The sequence below is a fragment of the Bacillus sp. 17RED48 genome, assembly GCF_019837545.1.
GTDB lineage: Bacteria > Bacillota > Bacilli > Bacillales > Bacillaceae_G > Bacillus_A > Bacillus_A wiedmannii.
This window is the reverse complement of sequence record NZ_JADAXG010000006.1, coordinates 104,822-125,134: the sequence shown is the minus strand read 5'-3', so window position 1 is coordinate 125,134 and position 20,313 is coordinate 104,822. Positions and strand designations below refer to the sequence as shown.

The following is a 20,313-nucleotide window of genomic DNA, read 5'->3' as shown; positions in this document are numbered from 1 at the left end:
GGCATCCGTCAGCTATTTTTTATTCACTTAATAATGCACGGCGCAATTCTTCACTAGATTCGTTCCAAATCGCTTCATTATGTTCTTTCAAGAACGTACCAAGTACTTTTTTAGATACTTCATCCATATGGTCAACCATAATGTAACGCTTCATTGATTTATCCATTTTGTTTACGTGCTCTGGAAGTGATTTATATCCGCGACGAATTTCACGGTCAACTGTCATTTCACAAGCTGTTACACCTGCATAATAAGCACCTGTCGCCGTTCTTTCAATCGTTACCCACACAAGCCAAAATGGTTTTCCGTTTGGAACTTCATCTTTATTTGTTAAAAACTTAATACCTTTTTCGACTGTACTACGTGCATGCATTGCACCGATATCGACAAATGCTGTTTTCTCTAGTACATCGACAAATACAGGTGAAATGTTTTCTAGACTTAATGCTCCAACACCAAAACCACCATGTCCATCTGTTGAATCATTTTTCACGATATTAAAACCGATTTTTTTCTTTTTCTCTGTCATATGAAAATTCCTCCTCACTTAATGATTATAAAAGGCCAAAAATAGGCGCAATGATACTGTCTAAAAATACAAATACATATGGAATGACAACATTAAAAATAGGTTGAATTGTATAATTGCTAAGCGGTGTAATAACAAGAATTAATAACGCTATTGCTCCATACTTTTCATACTGTGTCATTTTCGCACGAATATTTGTTGGTGCTAGATCTTCCACAACTCGATACCCATCAAGTGGCGGAATTGGCAATAAGTTAAATACAAGTAATACGATATTAAGCATAATAAAAATCCGGAAGAATTGAGCCAATGTATCTGCTACTGCAAATGGAATTGAGTCTAATACACCAAATGTTAATAGGCTATACCAAATAATTAAACCAATTGCACTTAAAATTAAGTTACTAATTGGGCCTGCAATTGAAACTAATATACCTGCAAGACGCGGCCGTTTAAAGTTATATGGGTTAACAGGAACAGGTCTTGCCCAACCAAAACCAAGAATTAATACAGCGATCATCCCAATAGGGTCTAAGTGCGCCATCGGTGATAATGTTAAACGGCCTTGCTTCTTTGCTGTATCGTCTCCAAATTTATATGCAACATATGCATGCGCAAATTCATGCACTGATAACGCAATAATAATGGCCATTGCTACCAACGGAATTTGTTGCAATGGGTATCTAAATAACTGATCCATGATTCATCTCCTCTTCAATCTGTCAAAAAAGAAAATATTTGTTTTTTCGATTGTTCTTCCCCATAATCCGCTATAATAAGAGTGTAACTTACATAAAAGGAGCGATTATATATGCCATACGTAACAGTGAAAATGCTAGAAGGACGCACAGAGGAACAAAAGAAAGCTCTTGCTGAGAAAGTAACAGCAGCAGTAAGCGAAACAACTGGTGCTCCTGAAGAAAACATCGTTGTTTTCATCGAAGAAATGTCTAAAAACCATTATGCAGTTGGCGGAAAACGCTTAAGCGACAAATAATTTCAAGTTCTTTCATAAGAAGCAGCTCTTAGCTGCTTCTTATTTTTTTCCTTCTAGTAACTCGATGATTCTCTCTTTATATTTTCCTTTTCTTCCATCTTCATAGATTAAATCATGCGGATAGAATAGTTTTTGATCCCTTCTCTTCTTACCAGTAATTGCCTCAACAATATCCGATTCACGCGAAAGCTCTCTAAGCTCTCCATTTGGCATAAGGAGTAAGATTGGCAGACGCTCTTCTTCTTCACCAGCACGGTAAAAGTCGTACGGCAAGTCTGATGTTGAATCAACTACTAAATAGTATTCTGGATCAAGTCCAATCTTTTTAAATAAGCTACTTAATTCCATCCAATTATCTAAACCGTGCTTATCTGTAAACTCTACATATTTAAATAGGTTTCGATTCATAAAACGACGGCATAAATCACTTAAAATTGGATCTTCTTCGTCTTGCCATACTTGGAAGTAATAATACATAACGTTCTCGTCTAACTTTAAATAATCCTCTACTGTTACTTCTTCTTCAAATAAAGAATAGAAATGAACCGGATGATTTTTAAATGTATAATACTTCTCATGCAATGATTTTGCACGGTGTAAAATCTTCGTTAAAATAACTTCGGCACTGCGCGTTACCGGATGGAAATATACTTGCCAATACATTTGATAACGACTCATAATATAATGCTCAACAGCATGCATACCACTATTTTTAATGACTACTTGATTTCCATATGGACGCATGACACGTAGTATACGTTCCATATCAAAGTTTCCATACTTTACGCCAGTGAAATACGCATCTCTTAATAAATAGTCCATACGATCTGCATCAATTTGACTGGAAATCATGCTAATCGCTAATTTATTAGTAGATGTTTTCGCGATTACATCGGCTACCTTTTGCGGAAAGTCTTTATCCACACGACTTAATATGCGATTAATTTCCGTATCTCCAACGATAATCTTTTGCGTAAATTTCTCATGATCTAATGAAAATACTTTTTCAAACGAGTGAGAAAATGGGCCGTGACCGACATCATGAAGTAATGACGCACATAAACATAACAATCTATCTTCAGCATTCCAGTTCGGTCTGCCATCAAACACATCATCAATCATACGACGAATAATTTCATATACACCTAACGAATGAGTAAAGCGACTATGCTCTGCACCGTGAAATGTAAAAAATGTCGTTCCAAGCTGCTTAATACGGCGCAAGCGTTGAAATTCTTTCGTTCCGATTAAATCCCAAATAACACGATCGCGTACGTGCACATATTTATGTACCGGGTCTTTAAACACTTTTGTTTCGCTGAGTTTGTCGTTTAAATATACCACCTTCCGACATCCCCCTTTCTTTACTGCATTCTTACTATATATTATAAACGAAATAGGAAACAGAAAGAAATGAAAGACTATATTAATTGCCCTTATATAAAGAAAAAATCACTTTTACCGAAGTAAAAGTGATTTCTGTTTATACATTATTTCCCTAAAACGAATTCAGCAACTTCATCTAAGATCATTTCTTTACCTAGAGGGAAGTAACCTTTGTTTACGTCTTCGTTTTTAATTGTAAATACGTGGTTGTTTTTAACAGCGTTCATGTTTTTCCAAATTGATTCTTCTTGGAATTCTTTTAGACGTTGAGAACCGTCACCAGTTGTAAATACGAATAAGTAATCCGGGTTGTAATCGATTAAAGCTTCTTTTTGTACTTGTACTAGTGGTTTATCCGTTGGTGTACCTTTAACTGCTGGTAATTTTAAATCATTAAAGATTACGCTACCGTAACCGTAGTCACCGTATACGCGGAAAGCATTTGGATATGCAGCCATTTTCATAAATTTAGCATCGCCAGTTTTCGCAACGATTTTATCATGTAATTTGCTTGCTTTTTCATCATACTGTTTGAACCATTCTTTTGTTTCTTTCTCTTTACCGAAGATTTGACCTACTTCTTCGAATTTTGGACGCCATTGATCTAATGGAGTTTTTAACATAACTGTTGGTGCAATTTTAGATAATTGATCATAAATCTTTTCTTGACGATTGTTTACAAGAATTAAGTCTGGTTTTGCAGCAGCCACTGCTTCGATGTTAATTTTATCGCCCCAAGCAGAACCAACTGGTTTTACGTCTTTTAATTTCTTTTCAATATGTGTATCAATTTTTTCTTGAGATGTATTAGCAGTAATAATTGGTTTCATACCAAAAATTAATAATTCTTCTGTTGAACCACTAAGGTCAGCAATTTTCTTTGGATTTGCAGGGATTTTAATTTCCCCTTTTGCGTGTTGTACAGTGCGCTCTTCAGTCTTCGCATCCTTCGCATCTGCTTTCTTCTCTTCTTCTTTGTTAGAACAAGCTGCAAATAGTACAGAAGTAACGACTAGTACCATTGCTAATAGTGCCATTTTAAAATTCTTCATGTTCCCACTCCTTCTAGCTGTATTTCTCTTATAAGTTACAATGAACTATAAGAAACGAGTATAACAATCAATCAATATATGTTTATTAACTGTTGTTAATAACCCATTCTAACGGGCGTTCAACTTCCCATTCATATATAAGAAGCTCAACGTCCATTAGAAGTCCCCCCTCTCTAGAGGGGGTTCTATTTATGCTTTTTTACGTAATTGATTATTAATCATCATTAGATCGTATGTTAAACAAATCGGTTTACAGTTTACTGGACATGGAACGATTTGAGCTTCAATCTCAAATACGTTACGAAGTGTTTCACTTGTCATCACTTCATCTGGCGTTCCTTGTTTCATTAACTTACCTGCTTTTAATGCAATCATATGATCTGAGAAACGAGAAGCATGGTTTAAGTCATGGATAACCATAACAATCGTTCTACCTTCTTCTTCATTTAACTTTTTCAATAAATTTAATACTTCTAATTGATGCGCCATATCTAAGTACGTTGTTGGTTCATCTAATACGAGTAATTCTGTTCCTTGTGCAAGGGCCATCGCAATCCATACACGTTGACGTTGCCCGCCTGATAACGCCTCCGCTGAACGATTTGCGAATTCTGTCATTCCAGTCACTTCAAGTGCCCAATGAATGTAACGATAATCCTCTTCTTTCAACGTTCCAAATCCTTTTTGATGAGGAAAACGTCCATATGAAACAAGTTCAAACACAGTAAGGCCAGTTGGCACTTCTGCAGTCTGTGGTAAAATCGCCATTTTCTTTGCGATTTCTTTCGTTGGTTGTTTCTCGATTGCTTTTCCGTCAAGATAAACAGTACCTTTTTTCGCCTTCAAAATACGAGAAGCCGTTTTTAATAATGTGGACTTCCCACAACCATTTGGTCCAATAATTGTTGTAATTTTCCCTTCCGGAATTTCAACTGTTAATCCATCAATAATTAACCCTTCATTATATCCAACAGATACCGCATCAACTGCTAAAGTTGCCATACAAAAAGCCTCCCTTTATTTTGTCCTCATAAGTAAGTATATGAAATATGGTGCACCAATTACAGAAATAACAAGACCGACCGGTATTTCTGAAGTTGTTAACACACTTCTTGAAATTACATCTGCGAATAAAAGTAAAAACGTCCCTATTAGTGCAGCAGTAGGCAGCATAATTTGATGTTTACCACCAACAAGGCGCCTCGCTAAATGCGGAGCCATTAAACCGATAAAACCAATTCCTCCGGCAACAGCGACAGATGCGCCAGCTAAACACACTGCAATAAATAATAATTTACGTCTTTCTTTTTCTACATTTAAACCAAGACCAACAGCTGTCGAGTCGCCTAGGTTCATTACATTTAATATGTGCGCCTTACTAATAGCAAGTGGCAAGAAAATAACCATCCATGGAAGTACACTTAGCACGAACTTCCAATCTGTGCCCCACAGACTTCCTGCTAACCAAATCGTAGCAAAACGGAAATCGTTAGATGTCATCTTCATAGAAAAAATTAAACTAACAGCACCAAACCCGGCTGCAACAGCGATACCAACTAGTATTAATCTCGTTGATGAAACGCCGTCTTTCCATGCTAGTAAATAAATAATAACCGCCGCTAATATTGCACCAACTAACGCGAAGAATGGAAGGATAAATACAGATAAAAATGTACCAGTCCCAACTTTTCCGAAGAAAAAGTAGACGAATATAACAACTGTTAATCCCGCTCCAGCGTTAATACCGATAATACCTGGATCAGCAAGTGGATTTCGTGATAATCCTTGCAAAATCGCACCTGACATCGCTAAAGCAGATCCGACTAATATAGCAATAACCATACGCGGCATACGGAATTCAAATAAAATAACAGACTGATCTTCAGCCCCAAGTCCAACCAATGACTTTAATACGTCCATTGGCGGGATTTTAAATGTCCCTGTATTTAAACTTACTAAAAATACAGTAATGATTAATCCTACTAAGATTGTTAAAACAGAAACGTTCTTTTTTGTTAAGACACTTGTCCTCACATTTTCCCTCTCCCTTCGTTACGTGCTAAGTAGAGGAAGAATGGGACCCCAATTAGCGCTGTAATTGCTCCAATTGGCGTTTCAAACGGTGGATTAATAACGCGAGATAACATATCTGCACATTCAATTAACAGCCCACCTAAGACCGCAGAACATGGAATAACCCATCTATAGTCTGAGCCTACGAGGAAACGAGTCATATGCGGGATTACAAGACCAACAAATCCAACCGATCCTGCCATAGAAACCGCAGAACCTGTTAACACGAGAACAAGTACTGTTCCGATAAATTTAATTAATGTCGTATTTTGACCAAGTCCAATCGCAATTTCTTCACCGAAGCTTAAAATTGTAATATACCTCGACATCATAATTGCAATAAAGAGACAAACAAGGCCAATCGGTACTAACATATTAATACTTTCCCATTTCACTCCCGCAACTCCGCCTGCATTCCACATACTCACCTCTTGGGCAAGGTTGAAATATAGCGCAATTCCAGATGAAATGGCCCCTAATAAAGCACTAATTGCTGCACCGGCTAAAGCTAACTTCACAGGTGTTAATCCACCTGGTGAAGAAGACCCAATTCCATATACAATGCTCGCTCCAAACGCAGCTCCAATAAAAGATGCGATAACGAACATTAAATAAGGTGAATTAGGGAAGAATGCATACATAATTGCAATTCCAAATACAGCTCCATCTGTAATTCCCATTAACGATGGTGAAGCAAGTGGATTTCGCGTCATACCTTGCATAATTGCCCCTGATACCGCTAAAAAGGCACCTGCAACTACGCCCCCTATTGCTCTAGGCATGCGAAGTTCTTGAATTACGTTATGATGCGTAATAGAACCGTCAAACTGAAACACAGCTTGCCATACAGTCTTTAAACTAATATCTGCAGCACCAAACGAAATAGAAACTGCCATGCTTAAAGCTAACAAAACTGTACCTGCTACTAAAATAATAGAAGCAACGAGCGGTCTGCTCTTAATCTCTTTAACATTCACATCTTGATGTTCTATACTCCTTGCGCTCGCTTCCATACCTCAACCATCCTAACCAACAACATATATTTAATAAAATGAAATTTATTCTCAAATAGTAATAAAAAAATTAGGTTAATTGATCTTTTCCTGATAATGATTCTCAGAATCAGACACTTTCTATTCTACCTATCGCTTCAAAAGACTGTCAACCATTATTTTGAAATACAAATTTATATAAATTGAAATTTGAATGAACAGATGATGCCTCTCCTTCATTGAATGTTAATCTACTCAATTGTATTTTCGTAGAATAACTCATTCCTCTTATGGGCATAAAAAAGAAGAGTAATCTATTCACTCTTCTTTTTCTTACTTATTTAACTTTGCTTCAATTTTTATAATTAATTCATCTTCTGTTGGAGCCGCGACTGGACGATTATTTACAAATGCGAATGATTTTTTACGGCCAGGGCCACAGTAAGACTGACACGCAACTTCAATCGTTGCACATGAATCTACTTTTTTTAACTTTGGAATCAACGTTTTAACGTTCGTTGCCTGACAATCATCACACACACGAAATTCGTTCCCCATTATATAACACTTCCTCTATTTTAAACTTTTCTCAAGTACATTTAAAAATAAACACTAAATGGTATTTTACCGCTCTTTGAAGCTCGTTGCAAGTTTCCCTATAAAGCTCTTTCTTCATATTAATGCTACATATTTATATGTTCTCCTACAGAAGCTTACGTCATTCTTGGCAAAATTTATACCTTTCATCGAAATCTACCATATTTTTAAAAGCTTTGTATAAAAGCTCATTTTTTTGCCCATTATAAAAATAGGAAGTTCATAAAAAGAAAGGGAGTTGAATCTATGAAAGTAAGACAAGATGCTTGGACGGATGAGGATGATTTATTACTTGCTGAAACTGTACTTCGTCACGTTCGAGAAGGAAGTACTCAATTAAATGCATTTGAAGAAGTGGGTGATCAATTAAATCGTACATCGGCTGCCTGTGGTTTCCGTTGGAATGCTGTTGTTCGCTATAGTTATGAACAAGCTCTTCAACTAGCAAAAAAACATCGTAAAGATAAAATGCGCGCTGCAAGCGGTGAACAAGCGAAAAAACGTTTACTTTATACACCACCAGCTTCAGATTCGATAACTGATTACGAAGAATTCGTACAAGAAGAATCAATTGTACAATATAAAGAAGTTATTCCATATCAAGAATCTACTGTTCCTGCTGCAAAAAGCTCTATGACCATGCAAGATGTTATTTATTTTTTACAAACAGTCGGATCTTCAAATATAAAAGTAACAGCTCTTGAAAACGAGAATACGAGATTGAAGCAAGAAATTAAAGCGCAAATCTTGCGAAATGAAGAACTAGAAAAGAAACTAGAAAAATTAGAACAACAATCTCATACTGTACAAGAGGATTACGAAACACTTATGAATATTATGAACCGTGCTCGTAAATTAGCAGTAATGGATGATGAGGAACGCTCACAAACATCTTTCCGAATGGATCGAAATGGTAATTTAGAAAAGATTGCAGAATAAAAAGGATGCATGCAATGCATCCTTTTTTATTATTTCACTTCCACCATATGCACTTCTTCTACGTTAGAACCTTTCTTTATATCTGGGAAAATCTTTTCCTTTGGATTCTCTTTAAAAGCTGCTAATCCAATCGTTTTTACCGGTTCATTTATCTTTGTATATTCGGCATCACTAACAACTGCATACATATCCGCATATTTACGAGCATCACCGATTACTATATTACCCTCATACTTCATTTTCTTTCCATCAATTACTACATCATTTTGTGTATCTTTAGCAAACACTATTCCCACTTCACCTGAAACAGACGGCAATACTTTAATAGGTTCTACATCTTCTTTCACTACTTTTTTCAGCATGTTTTCTTTTATCATCTTTTCAGCTGTTGTTTTATTCATAATTAAAACCTTTTTCTCATTAACAGTTCCTAATTTTGCTTCAAATGTATTTTGGGATTCAATTTTATCTTTATATTGATCCATTGTTTTTTGAACGCCTGCTTCATCTCCGTACATAACAACTCCTGTTGCTTGTGGTGCGATTATATCCATAATAGAACAACCGCTAAATACAGCAGCGGACATAATTGCTACGATTCCTAATTTAACTTTTTTCATTTGTATTCCTCCTAAAAGCATAATTGCATCTCTTAGTTTAACTATTGCAGCTCGTTTAACCAATTCACTTTCCTTACAACAATATTACAATTTAGTAAGATTTCTTCCTAAAACTACTTTCTACATTTTTTGCTATAATAGAGATTGTCATTTTAAAGATAAGGGGTTAGTTATATGAGCAATTCCCGTTCCATTTTATCTCAGCCAGAGTGGCGTATTGTAGATCAGTCTAGTTTGGGACCAACATTCCATGCATTGCAGTCATTCGCAATGGATGACACACTGTGCACAAGCATTGGAAATGGTCAATCAGCTGCAACAATGCGTTCTTGGGTTCATCACAATACAATTGTTCTTGGCATTCAAGATTCACGCCTACCACACTTGGAAGAAGGTATTTCCTTTTTACAAGAAAACAACTTCAATGTTATCGTTCGTAATTCCGGTGGACTTGCAGTCGTACTTGATGAAGGTGTTTTAAACGTATCACTTTTATTCCAAGAGACCGAAAAAGGTATCGATATTGATCTTGGATACGATACAATGTGGCATTTAATTAAGGAAATGTTAAACGATTACGATGTTACAATCGAGGCAAAAGAAATTGTTGGTTCTTACTGTCCTGGTAGCTATGACTTAAGTATTCGCAATCAAAAATTTGCTGGCATTTCACAGCGCCGTATTCGCGGTGGTGTCGCTGTCCAAATTTATCTCTGCGCTACAGGAAGTGGCTCTGAGCGTGCCGCACTCGTTCGTGATTTCTACAACCTAGCCATTCAAGGAGAAGAAACACGCTTTACGTATCCTGAAATTGTACCGAGTACGATGGCTTCACTTTCAGAATTACTTGGCGAAACCATTACAGTACAAGATTTAATGATGCGCCTTTTAAAAACATTGCAGCAATTCGCTCCAAAGTTAACACCATCTCAATTAACAATAGATGAAATACCTTTATATGAGACGAATTTACAACGTATTATTGATCGTAACAATAAAGCACTTGGCTTAGAAAAATAAAGACCGTCGCTATAATAGCGACGGTCTTTATTTCAATTCATTATAGAATTAAAGTGCTTGAGCTGCTGTAATTAAAGCTAACTTGTACACTTCTTCTTCGTTACATCCGCGAGATAGATCATTTACAGGCATATTTAAACCTTGTAAGATTGGTCCTACTGCTTCGAAGTTACCTAAACGTTGAGCGATTTTGTAGCCAATATTACCAGCTTCTAAGCTTGGGAATACGAATACGTTAGCATCACCTTTAATTGTAGAACCTGGAGCTTTTTTCTCAGCTACAGACGGTACGAATGCAGCATCGAATTGGAATTCTCCATCTAAAGTTAATTCAGGAGCCATTTCTTTCGCAATGCGAGTTGCTTCTACAACTTTTTCTGTTTCTGGAGATTTCGCAGAACCTTTTGTAGAGAAGCTTAACATAGCAACGCGTGGATCAATACCGAATAGTTCAGCAGTTTTCGCACTCTCGATACCAATTTCAGCTAAATCTTGGCTGTTTGGTGCAATGTTAATTGCGCAATCAGCGAATACATATTTCTCTTCTTCACGTACCATGATGAATACGCCAGAAGTTTTTGTAACGCCTGGTTTTGTTTTGATAATTTGAAGTGCTGGACGAACTGTATCAGCTGTAGAGTGAGCTGCACCACTTACTAAGCCGTGTGCTTTACCCATGTATACAAGCATTGTACCGAAGTAGTTTTCGTCTTTAAGGATTTTACGAGCGTCTTCTTCAGTTGCTTTACCTTTACGGCGTTCAACGAAAGATGCTACCATTGCATCCATTTCTTCGTATGTAGCTGGGTCATAAATATCAACGCCTGCTAATGTTAAATTCATGCTAGCAGCTTTTGCGCTAATTTCTTCTTTATTACCAACTAAAATTGGTTGTACTAACTCTTCTTTTGCTAAACGCTCTGCAGCGCCTAAAATTCTTTCATCAGTTCCTTCAGGAAGTACGATAGAAATGCCTTTTCCTTGAACTTTTTCTTTTACTGTTGTAAATAAGTTGCTCACGAATAAACCCTCCTACATATGTTAAAAAACTCTATCTTTAAGAATACTGCTTTTCCTCTATATTTTAAACTTATAGCTCCCAAAAAATAGATAAAATGAAAATGATTATATTTTCATAAAATTCAGCCTAGAAATAAATCCCCTTTAAGCCTTATCTTCTCCTATTTTCAAGTAAATTTAAATGTGACAATTTTATGCGCTAAGGCTTTATATAGATGATTTTAAAACTATATATGCTATAGTTAACGTGTAAAACTATCATTAACTGAGGTGAATAGAATGAGTGAAGCAACAACAACGTTAGATGGCTGGTATTGTTTACATGATTTACGTTCTATTGATTGGGCTGCATGGAAAACATTATCTAGCGACGAACGCGGACAAGCTGTGTCTGAATTTTTAAATGTCGTTGAAAAATGGAATGAAGTAGCTACCGGGAAAAAAGGTAGTCATGCAATGTATACAGTTGTTGGCCAAAAAGCTGATATCATGCTTATGATTTTACGTCCAACAATGGAAGAGTTGAATGAAATTGAGACAGAATTGAATAAAACAACATTAGCTGAATATATGGTTCCTGCATACTCTTACGTATCTGTTGTTGAACTAAGCAACTACCTTCCAGCTGATGAAGATCCATATCAAAACCCACAAATCTTAGCTCGCTTATATCCAGAACTACCAAAAGCAAATCACATTTGCTTCTACCCAATGGACAAGCGTCGCCAAGGTGATGACAACTGGTACATGCTTCCTATGGAAGAACGCAAAAAAATGATGTACAGTCATAGTAAAATCGGTCGCCAGTACGCAGGTAAAGTACGCCAAGTTATTTCAGGATCAGTTGGATTCGACGATTTTGAGTGGGGCGTAACATTATTCGCTGACGATGTTCTTCAATTTAAAAAACTTATATATGAAATGCGCTTCGATGAAGTAAGTGCTCGTTATGGTGAATTCGGAACATTTTTCGTTGGAAACATTTTACCAGACGAAAAGGTAGAGAAATTTTTACACATATAAAGTGAAACTTTAATCAGCCCTCACCAATCGGGCTTTTACGAGCAGTTGATCGCCCACCTAACTTCTTTGCTTTCGCTTAATTTTGAGGTGGGGATCTTACTGCCCGGCAAATAGCGGGGCAAATCGTGAAAAAGGAACGAAATTCGTTCTTTTTTTTTATTACCCTCTATATTTCTCTTCAAAAAACTTCTTTTCTCCGCAAATTTGAACAAAAATCGACAAATTCCTTTCAAATCCCTTACAAAATTGTAACCTTTCTATATCCAAATTTATGCTAAAATGGTACGAGCTACATGCTAATAACGATGCGAAGGTGATAATCTATATGAAGAAAATCTTGTCTATTTTACTAGTGCTTTTATTGTCAATTTCTTCCTTAGGAGTAACAACATCCCATGCGGAAGAAAAAATACACATTGAGGCAGCTGCTGCACTTCTATTTGATGCAGATACAGGAAAAATACTGCATGAACAAAATCCAGATGAATTACTAGCTATCGCTAGTATGTCAAAACTAATTGTTGTTTATGCTGTATTAGAAGCAATTAAAGAAGGAAAAATCACTTGGGATACAAAGGTAAACATTTCTGATTACGCTTATGAAGTTTCACGTAATAATGAATTCTCTAACGTTCCGTTTGAAAAGGGACGTCAATATACTGTAAGAGAATTATATCATTCTATCGTTATCTTCTCTGCAAACGGATCTAGTATTGCCTTAGCAGAACTTCTTGCAGGAAGTGAGAAAAACTTCTTAAATCTTGCAAATGAACATGCAAAAAAACTAGGGTTAAAGAAATATAAATTTGTAAACGCTACTGGGTTAAATAACGCTGACTTAAAGGGAAAACACCCTGAGGGAACGGATCCGAATGGAGAAAATTCCATGTCAGCTCGCGATATGGGTATGCTTTCAAAAGCAATGATTACAAAGTATCCAGAAATGCTAGAGGATACAAAACAAAGATTTAGAAACTTCCCAGATAATCATCCGAAACCAATTCGTATGGAAAACTGGAACTGGATGTTACCAGGTGCTGCTTTTTCTTATGAAGGAACAGATGGTTTAAAAACTGGTAGTTCTGATACGGCTGGATACGGATTCACCATTACAGCAAAACGTGGTGACTTACGCCTTATTTCAGTAATTATTAAAACAAAATCAATGGACGAGCGTTTCACTGAATCTCGTGCATTAATTGAATATGGATTTAATAACTTTGAAAAACAAAAATTAAAAGTAGATAAAAACAACACAATCTCTGTAGTAAAAGGTAAAGAAGATCAAGTAACTATTGCACCTGAAAAAGAAATAACAGTAATTGCGAAAAAAGGTAGCAAAGATCCTTATAAAATTGGGACTGAAGTAGATAAATCCCTTGCTGAAGATGGACATTTAGTCGCTCCTGTTAAAAAGGATGCAAAGGTAGGTTCCATCGTTCTAGAACCAACTGATAAATATGGATTTTTAGATGGAAATAAAAACATGAAAGTTACTGCAAAAACGACAGAAGAAGTTGAAAAGGCAAATTGGTTCGTATTAACAATGCGCTCTATCGGAGATTTCTTCTCAAACTTATGGTCTAAAGTATTTTAATGATGGAAAGCTAGCTCACGCTAGCTTTTTTATTTTCCTCTCTCCATGTAAAACTTCGTTTGGTTGTCATATCTGAGTCCTTTTTCTCATACGTATGAACTAGTAATCGTTACACACTTCATCTAGAAATAAACCTCTTTCCACAAGGTATTCCAAAAAGAGAGGTGACACATAATGGGTGTTATTGCTTATAACGAAGAAGATGTAAAGTTATTAGCTAGACTGATGCGTGCTGAAGCCGAAGGAGAAGGACAACAAGGAATGTTAATGGTCGGAAACGTAGGAGTAAATCGTGTCCGCGGAAATTGTTTAGATTTTAAAAAAATACGTAATTTACGTCAAATGGTTTATCAAAATCCTGGCGGTTTTGAAGCAACGCAAAAAGGGTATTTTTATCAGCGTGCAAGAGAACAAGATATCGCATTAGCAAGGCGAACGATTCAAGGACAACGTTTTTGGCCCGCCAACTTTTCCTTATGGTTTTTTAGACCGGAAGGCCCTTGTCCACCAACTTGGTATAATCAACAAAACTCTGGTCGCTTCAAAAAGCACTGCTTCTTCCAGCCATCTGGCGAGGATTGTCCTGGCGTATATTAAGGATTGATAATGAGGAGGGATTTTTGGATGGCACAGCAACAAAACCCGTATTACGGAACAGGTTTCTATCAACCATCTGGAACTTATGTACAACCGCAACAAATGACCCAACAACAACAGCAACAACAGCAAGCGATGCAACAACAAGCTGCGCAAGCTCAATATGCCGTTTCTCAAGGCATGTTACCATTAGAACAGTCGTATATTGAAAATATTCTTCGCTTGAACAAAGGCAAGCAAGCCACCGTTGTAATGACTTATGAGCGTGGTAGTTCACTCGGTACACAATCTTATACAGGTATTATTGAGGCAGCTGGCCGTGACCATATCGTAATTAGTGAGCCCCAATCTGGGAAACGCTATTTACTATTAATGATTTACTTAGATTATGTAGAATTCCCAGAAGAAATTACGTATTTACCTAGTCAACAAGCAACTTATGCTCCAAGACCATAAAAAAAAGCTGGCATATGCCAGCTTTTGTTTTTTATAACCCTTTTACAACTGCAGTTCCGACTAAGATCCATGCCACGATAAACGCTACACCACCAAGAGGTGTAATTGGGCCAAAGAACTTAATACCTGTCGTACTTAATGCATACAAACTACCTGAAAACATAATAATCCCAGCTACCATAAGCCAGCCAGCAGTAGTTAAAAGTGATGATTGAATTTTATCCATTAATAAAGCAACTACGAATAGTCCACCTGCATGAAACATTTGATATGTAACGCCTGTTTTCCAAACTTCTAACATTTTTGCAGAAACTTTATTTTCTAAACCGTGTGCTCCAAAAGCCCCTAGCGCAACAGATAGCCCTGCCGCAATACAACCTAGTAAAAAGAAAATTTTCATCTTAATTCCCCTTTTTTTACCTTTATCATAAGCAATTTTTTCATATAAGCCAAACGATTTATCTTCTAAAAATCAAATAAAGAATTACCGTTTGCGCCTTCTTCTTTTATATAAACAGGTTCTCCAGAAACCGGCATAACTGGTTGAACTGTCGTCATAGGCTGAGATCCAATTACTTGTGATGGAATCTCAGGTTCTCTATACATAGAAGGCTCAGCTTGTTCATCTAATAATAAATCACATAACGCTCGCACAACTAATAAATGCGCTTTTGATTGTTGCCCTTCACTGCTTTTTGCCTTTGCAATTTCATTCGCCATTTTATTTAAAATCTTATCGCTCGATATTTGCATTCCTTGTCACCTCTTACTTTGTAGTTCTTTCTCAAATTGTCCTAGCTTCTCTACTGAACCAAACACTATTATCATATCATGTTCTTGTAGTTTTTCCTGCCCCGTTGGATTATGTATAACATTCCCATTTCTCAAAATCGCTAAAATTGTTACATCAAATTGATTTCTCACATCACTCTCGAGTAATGATTTACTAGCTAAAATAGAGCCCTTTCCTACTGCAATCTCTTCAATTACAAATGACTGCTCCACGCCATACAGTACTGTATCAATATAATGAACTGTTAGCGGATTCGCAATACCTTTTGCAATATGAATTCCTGCCATGCTAGATGGATTAATCACCTTATTCGCCCCAGCCCGCTTTAATTTGTCTTCAGTTTCTGGTTTTTCTGCTCTTGCCACAATTTTAATTGCATCGTTTAATCCTCTAGCCGTTAATGTAATAAATACATTTTCAGCATCATTTGCTACGATGGCAACTAAACCAGCTGCCTTTGAAATTCCAGCATGATGTAACACTTGGTCTTCCGTTGCATCTCCGTGTATATACAAAAGTTTTTCCTTCTCTAATATGCTTTCATCTTTATCCACAACGACAAATGGAATTTTCTTTTCTTGCAATTCATGTACAACTTGAAGCCCTACTCTACCACAACCACATACGATAATATGATTTTGTAACTGCGCTATTTGTTTATCCATCTTCTTCCTCCGCACTGCATGAAATAAATTCCCTTCAATAATCATAGCTGCCACTACACCAATTGCATACGTAACGATACCGACCCCGACCGGTATGATAAGAAGCGCAAAAACTTTTCCTGCCTGTGTTACAGGAACGGCATCTCCGTATCCAACAGTTAATACAGTAATCATCGTCATCCAAAATGCTTGAAACAAACTAATCTCTTCAATCGTCATAAATCCTACCGTTCCTAGAATTACAACAAAGGTCATACATATAACTGCTATCCATAATTGCTTACGTGCATTCATATCGTGTTTCAACTCTTTTCTCTATCTACAATCTTTGCCAGCGGAAATGAAATACATATATACTAGATACGGAATCTATGAAAGAGGTTGATATAATGAAAACATTTCTTTCCGCCTTACAATGGGCGCTATTTATTTTAGCTGGAAGCCTTATCGTACCAATTAGCGTCGCAACTAGTTATGGTCTCGATGGCGCTGAAGCTATTGCATTTGTACAAAGAACATTATTTGTTCTTGGCTTTGCTGGCCTACTGCAAGCCATATTTGGGCATAAACTTCCTATTCAAGAAGGTCCTGCTGGACTTTGGTGGGGGATTTTCTCCCTTTATGCAAGTTTAGGTGTCGTATTATTTGGATCCAGCAATGAAACGCTTAAAGTCCTTCAGTATGCTTTCCTATTAAGTGGTATCATTTGTATTATTCTTAGCATTTTTGGAATCATCGATAAACTAGTTCGCTATTTTACACCGACAGTCATTGGAATATATTTATTTCTTCTTGTCGCGCAACTTAGCGGGTCCTTCTTAAAGGGAATGTTCGGCCTTGACGGACAACATACAGAAGTACAAGCTGACGTATTTATTCTTTCACTCATTGTTATTTTACTATCCTTTTTCATCATGAAGCTACCTATTATTGGACAATATTCCGTTCTTTTCAGTATCGTCTGCGGCTGGATATTATTCGCATGCTTCGGATTATCAAATCCAGTAACGCCTGTGACAGATATAATCCGTTTTCCGTCTCTATTTGTTTTCGGAATGCCTCGTATTGAATGGAACATGGCAATTACAGTCGTTTTCGTTACACTATTACTTCTAACAAATATGTTAGCAAGTATTCGCGTTGTGCAAAGGATTGTCTCTAAGTATGAAAAGAATGCAGCACCAGATCGTTTTAAACAAGCCGGCATTATAACAGGAATCAATCAATTGCTAGGAGGCCTTTTTTCAGCTATTGGACCTGTCGCGATTTCTGGATCAGCAGGATTTATTGCAACGACTAATATTTATAAACGACTCCCATTTATGTTAGGTTCAAGCTTTATTATTTTCGTTAGTATATTCCCAAAGATTACTTCATTCTTTGCGGCGATACCTGTCGCAGTCGGATATGCTGCCATTTATCCTGTATTTGCAAGCATGATTGGTCTTGCCTTTCGCGAATACGAAACAGTACAAGATAAAGAACGATTATTTAAAGTGGCGGGTCTTTCGATCTTTACAGGAGTCGGGGTTATGTTTGTTCCAGCAGAAGCATTTTCTACGCTCCCACCATTTTTAGCATCGTTTTTAAGTAACGGTCTCGTTCTTGGATCTGTAATGGCAATTTTGCTCGAAATACTATTTTCTCGTTCAACAGAAAAACAACCATCGTAAATTGGAAAACTTCCATTATTGCACTCTACCTTTAGAGTTGTTACGATAATGATAAAGTGCAAGCTAATCAGGCGTTAGCGGTATAAATTATCGTGGGCAACACGCTCATGGTAATTTATACTAACAATATAGGAATTTTCCTAACTTCACATAAAGAAGTTCGATGTCTTACTATATATTCCCCAATATCTTCATAAAACTTTATTTCTATTTCAACAAAGAGAGGAATTTTCAATATGACTTATAAAATGATTGTTTTAGATTTAGATGATACTTTATTACGTGACGACCATACTATTTCACCCCGTACGAAAGAGGCTCTAATGACTGCACAAGAGCAAGGTGTAAAAGTTGTACTTGCTTCTGGGCGTCCAACATTCGCAATGCGTGCAATCGCAAAAGAATTGCAATTAGAGGAGTACGGTAGCTTTATTCTTTCATTTAATGGTGCAAAAATTATTAACTGTAAAACAGATGAAGAGTTATTCAGTAGTACATTATCCCCTGAAATCGTTCACAGTCTTTACGATATTAGTAAAGAAGAAAATGTATGGATTCACACATACATTGGTGACGATATTATCACTGAAAAAAACAACTCTTATACAGAAATTGAAGGTCAAATTACGGGTATGCCAATCGTAGAAGTAAATAACCTGAAAGAATCTGTACAACAACCAGTTGTAAAAGTGTTAATGGTAGAAAATCCAGAACATTTACAAACGGTAGAATCAAAACTACAACAACAACTAGAAGGTCAATTAAGCGTGATGCGTTCGAAACCATTCTTCTTAGAATTTACTGAAGCCGGTGTTACAAAAGGAACGAGCTTAAACAAACTGATCCAAAAGCTTGGCATTAAGCGTGAAGAAGTTATCGCAATGGGCGATAGCTATAACGACCAAGCAATGATTGAATTTGCTGGTCTTGGCATTGCAATGGGCAATGCACCAGATGATATTAAGGAAATTGCCAACTACGTAACAGATACAAATATGAACGATGGCGTTGCAAAAGTCGTAGAGAAATTTGTACTAAAAAACGAAGTACTTGTTTAATATTTTCATTCACAAAACCTATTTGAAGTCAAATACTTCAAATAGGTTTTTATTTAAATTACCACGCTTTTGTGACTATATTTTGAACTTTGCACTATTCTCGTAGTGTAAACTTTCTTTTTGTATATAATGAAACAAAATAAACTATTTTATTTTGAAAAAGAATACAAATTTACTATATACAAGCATACATTAAAGGAGGCTACTTCATGTTATCTACACCAATCGGACGATTAAGAGCAATTGGACTTGTTGAGGGGATTTCTTTCCTACTACTATTATTTGTAGCAATGCCATTAAAATATTTTGCAGGATTTGCTACAGCCGTTAAAATTACAGGCATGGCTCATGGTGTTTTATTTATTCTATTCATCTTTGCGGTAATTCAAGTAACAATCGTACACCGTAAATCAATTTTATGGGCACTTGGAGCATTCGTTTCATCAATTATCCCATTCGGTACGTTTGTACTAGATGCAAAATTAAAGAACGAACAACAATAATAACAAAAAGGTAGTTAACGACTGTTAACTACCTTTTCTATTTATAGATTTGGAATTTCCCAATCAATTTCTCTCTCGCCCATATTAGCTAAAATCGTATTTACTTTAGAATATGGTTTACTACCAAAGAAACCACGTCTTGCTGATAGTGGACTTGGATGTACAGATTCGATAATATGGTGCTTCTTATTCGTAATTAACTTTTTCTTCGCCTGTGCATGGCGTCCCCACAATATGAAAATAACCGGCTTTTCACGTTCATTTAATAGCTCAATTACGCGATCTGTGAAATGCTCCCATCCTTTCCCTTTATGAGAATTTGCTTCACCTTGTCGAACTGTTAGTACAGTATTTAATAATAAAACTCCTTGCTCTGCCCACTTTACTAAATAACCGTTATTCGGGATTTCATAACCATATTCATCCCGAAGTTCTTTATACATATTTAGCAATGACGGCGGCGTTTTAATACCAGGTTGTACTGAAAAGCTTAAACCATGCGCTTGATCCGGTCCGTGATATGGGTCTTGTCCTAAAATAACGACCTTTGCATTTTCATAACTTGTATATTCTAGAGCATTAAAAATATCTTCTACTTTCGGATAAACAACATGTGTGCTGTACTCTTCTTTCAAAAAATCAGCTAGTTTGCGATAGTATTCTTTCTCAAATTCCAGTGCCAATAATGGCCCCCAATCATTTTTTAAAACATTTTTCATGCTT

24 protein-coding genes are annotated in these 20,313 nt (G+C 36.5%); 10 read left to right on the top strand and 14 right to left on the bottom strand.

Translation table 11 applies throughout. The annotated features are described in order from the left end of the window. Window positions 1–19: 19 nt before the first annotated feature. Both ILT06_RS22085 and ILT06_RS22080 read right to left on the bottom strand, forming a co-directional pair. Window positions 20–529: a YwhD family protein gene (locus ILT06_RS22085; RefSeq protein ID WP_064476072.1), complete on the bottom strand. Its 510-nt coding sequence runs from the start codon at window positions 527–529 to the stop codon at window positions 20–22. A gap of 25 nt (window positions 530–554) precedes the next feature. Continuing rightward, window positions 555–1,229: a site-2 protease family protein gene (locus ILT06_RS22080; RefSeq protein WP_000372469.1), complete on the bottom strand. Its 675-nt coding sequence runs from the start codon at window positions 1,227–1,229 to the stop codon at window positions 555–557. A gap of 111 nt (window positions 1,230–1,340) precedes the next feature. On the opposite strand from ILT06_RS22080, the gene ILT06_RS22075 reads away from it, so the two are divergent. Then, window positions 1,341–1,526: a 2-hydroxymuconate tautomerase gene (locus tag ILT06_RS22075; protein ID WP_001147171.1), complete on the top strand. Its 186-nt coding sequence runs from the start codon at window positions 1,341–1,343 to the stop codon at window positions 1,524–1,526. A gap of 39 nt (window positions 1,527–1,565) precedes the next feature. On the opposite strand, the gene ILT06_RS22070 is transcribed toward ILT06_RS22075, so the two are convergent. From ILT06_RS22070 to ILT06_RS22045, 6 genes are all read right to left on the bottom strand, one after another. Further along, window positions 1,566–2,870, bottom strand: coding sequence for an HD domain-containing protein (locus ILT06_RS22070; protein ID WP_000262747.1), 1,305 nt, complete (start codon window positions 2,868–2,870; stop codon window positions 1,566–1,568). Between the two features lie 146 nt (window positions 2,871–3,016). Then, window positions 3,017–3,964, bottom strand: coding sequence for an ABC transporter substrate-binding protein (locus tag ILT06_RS22065; RefSeq protein WP_000787720.1), 948 nt, complete (start codon window positions 3,962–3,964; stop codon window positions 3,017–3,019). Window positions 3,965–4,153: 189 nt separating this feature from the next. After that, window positions 4,154–4,966: an ABC transporter ATP-binding protein gene (locus tag ILT06_RS22060; protein WP_000212065.1), complete on the bottom strand. Its 813-nt coding sequence runs from the start codon at window positions 4,964–4,966 to the stop codon at window positions 4,154–4,156. A 15-nt stretch (window positions 4,967–4,981) separates the two neighbouring features. Further along, the gene (locus ILT06_RS22055) at window positions 4,982–5,998 is read right to left on the bottom strand and encodes a FecCD family ABC transporter permease (RefSeq protein WP_001260766.1); all 1,017 of its coding nucleotides are present in this window, start codon (window positions 5,996–5,998) and stop codon (window positions 4,982–4,984) included. Further along, window positions 5,995–7,050, bottom strand: a complete 1,056-nt coding sequence (locus tag ILT06_RS22050; protein WP_064476070.1) for a FecCD family ABC transporter permease — start codon at window positions 7,048–7,050, stop codon at window positions 5,995–5,997. Before ILT06_RS22050 ends, ILT06_RS22055 begins: the two co-directional genes overlap by 4 nt. Window positions 7,051–7,362: 312 nt before the next feature. Beyond that, window positions 7,363–7,587 (bottom strand): YuzB family protein, encoded by a 225-nt coding sequence (locus tag ILT06_RS22045; RefSeq protein ID WP_002089811.1) that lies wholly within the window; start codon window positions 7,585–7,587, stop codon window positions 7,363–7,365. 285 nt (window positions 7,588–7,872) lie between these two features. On the opposite strand from ILT06_RS22045, the gene ILT06_RS22040 reads away from it, so the two are divergent. After that, window positions 7,873–8,565 carry an RsfA family transcriptional regulator gene (locus tag ILT06_RS22040; RefSeq protein ID WP_064476069.1) on the top strand — a complete coding sequence of 231 codons (693 nt, stop codon included), beginning with the start codon at window positions 7,873–7,875 and terminating at the stop codon, window positions 8,563–8,565. Window positions 8,566–8,594: 29 nt separating this feature from the next. Here ILT06_RS22040 and ILT06_RS22035 read toward each other — a convergent pair whose 3' ends face one another. Then, a complete protein-coding gene (locus tag ILT06_RS22035; RefSeq protein ID WP_154131283.1) occupies window positions 8,595–9,185 on the bottom strand; it encodes a lipoprotein BA_5634 family protein in 591 nt (196 codons plus the stop codon). A gap of 174 nt (window positions 9,186–9,359) precedes the next feature. Here ILT06_RS22035 and lipL point away from each other — a divergent pair, with 174 nt between their 5' ends. Next, entirely contained in the window at window positions 9,360–10,205 is an 846-nt protein-coding gene (gene lipL / locus ILT06_RS22030) for an octanoyl-[GcvH]:protein N-octanoyltransferase (protein WP_046955490.1), read from the top strand. A gap of 48 nt (window positions 10,206–10,253) precedes the next feature. On the opposite strand, the gene pta is transcribed toward lipL, so the two are convergent. Beyond that, on the bottom strand, window positions 10,254–11,225 hold the full coding sequence (pta, locus tag ILT06_RS22025) for a phosphate acetyltransferase (RefSeq protein WP_000067226.1): 972 nt from the start codon (window positions 11,223–11,225) through the stop codon (window positions 10,254–10,256). 279 nt (window positions 11,226–11,504) lie between these two features. Here pta and hemQ point away from each other — a divergent pair, with 279 nt between their 5' ends. The 4 genes from hemQ (at window position 11,505) to gerQ (ending at window position 14,898) form a co-directional block, all read left to right on the top strand. Then, complete coding sequence (hemQ, locus tag ILT06_RS22020) at window positions 11,505–12,248, top strand: hydrogen peroxide-dependent heme synthase (RefSeq protein ID WP_088047719.1); 744 nt, start codon at window positions 11,505–11,507, stop codon at window positions 12,246–12,248. A 325-nt stretch (window positions 12,249–12,573) separates the two neighbouring features. After that, a complete protein-coding gene (locus ILT06_RS22015; protein WP_088047718.1) occupies window positions 12,574–13,845 on the top strand; it encodes a serine hydrolase in 1,272 nt (423 codons plus the stop codon). A 174-nt stretch (window positions 13,846–14,019) separates the two neighbouring features. After that, window positions 14,020–14,442 carry a cell wall hydrolase CwlJ gene (cwlJ, locus tag ILT06_RS22010; RefSeq protein ID WP_000538163.1) on the top strand — a complete coding sequence of 141 codons (423 nt, stop codon included), beginning with the start codon at window positions 14,020–14,022 and terminating at the stop codon, window positions 14,440–14,442. 27 nt (window positions 14,443–14,469) lie between these two features. Continuing rightward, window positions 14,470–14,898: a spore coat protein GerQ gene (gene gerQ, locus ILT06_RS22005; RefSeq protein ID WP_064476065.1), complete on the top strand. Its 429-nt coding sequence runs from the start codon at window positions 14,470–14,472 to the stop codon at window positions 14,896–14,898. A 31-nt stretch (window positions 14,899–14,929) separates the two neighbouring features. Here gerQ and ILT06_RS22000 read toward each other — a convergent pair whose 3' ends face one another. The 3 genes from ILT06_RS22000 to ILT06_RS21990 all read right to left on the bottom strand — a co-directional run bounded on the left by ILT06_RS22000 (window position 14,930) and on the right by ILT06_RS21990 (window position 16,650). Further along, window positions 14,930–15,298, bottom strand: a complete 369-nt coding sequence (locus ILT06_RS22000; RefSeq protein ID WP_000688322.1) for a DUF423 domain-containing protein — start codon at window positions 15,296–15,298, stop codon at window positions 14,930–14,932. Window positions 15,299–15,363: 65 nt separating this feature from the next. After that, window positions 15,364–15,651, bottom strand: coding sequence for a YwdI family protein (locus tag ILT06_RS21995; protein WP_001167358.1), 288 nt, complete (start codon window positions 15,649–15,651; stop codon window positions 15,364–15,366). A 6-nt stretch (window positions 15,652–15,657) separates the two neighbouring features. Next, window positions 15,658–16,650, bottom strand: coding sequence for a potassium channel family protein (locus tag ILT06_RS21990; RefSeq protein WP_064476063.1), 993 nt, complete (start codon window positions 16,648–16,650; stop codon window positions 15,658–15,660). 95 nt (window positions 16,651–16,745) lie between these two features. On the opposite strand from ILT06_RS21990, the gene ILT06_RS21985 reads away from it, so the two are divergent. The 3 genes from ILT06_RS21985 (at window position 16,746) to ILT06_RS21975 (ending at window position 19,590) form a co-directional block, all read left to right on the top strand. Then, entirely contained in the window at window positions 16,746–18,029 is a 1,284-nt protein-coding gene (locus tag ILT06_RS21985; RefSeq protein ID WP_154131285.1) for a purine/pyrimidine permease, read from the top strand. A 236-nt stretch (window positions 18,030–18,265) separates the two neighbouring features. Further along, complete coding sequence (locus ILT06_RS21980; RefSeq protein ID WP_154131286.1) at window positions 18,266–19,087, top strand: Cof-type HAD-IIB family hydrolase; 822 nt, start codon at window positions 18,266–18,268, stop codon at window positions 19,085–19,087. 209 nt (window positions 19,088–19,296) lie between these two features. Continuing rightward, the gene (locus ILT06_RS21975; protein ID WP_048542756.1) at window positions 19,297–19,590 is read left to right on the top strand and encodes a DUF3817 domain-containing protein; all 294 of its coding nucleotides are present in this window, start codon (window positions 19,297–19,299) and stop codon (window positions 19,588–19,590) included. A 41-nt stretch (window positions 19,591–19,631) separates the two neighbouring features. On the opposite strand, the gene ILT06_RS21970 is transcribed toward ILT06_RS21975, so the two are convergent. Beyond that, window positions 19,632–20,309, bottom strand: a complete 678-nt coding sequence (locus ILT06_RS21970; RefSeq protein ID WP_064476060.1) for a uracil-DNA glycosylase — start codon at window positions 20,307–20,309, stop codon at window positions 19,632–19,634. Window positions 20,310–20,313 lie beyond the last annotated feature (4 nt).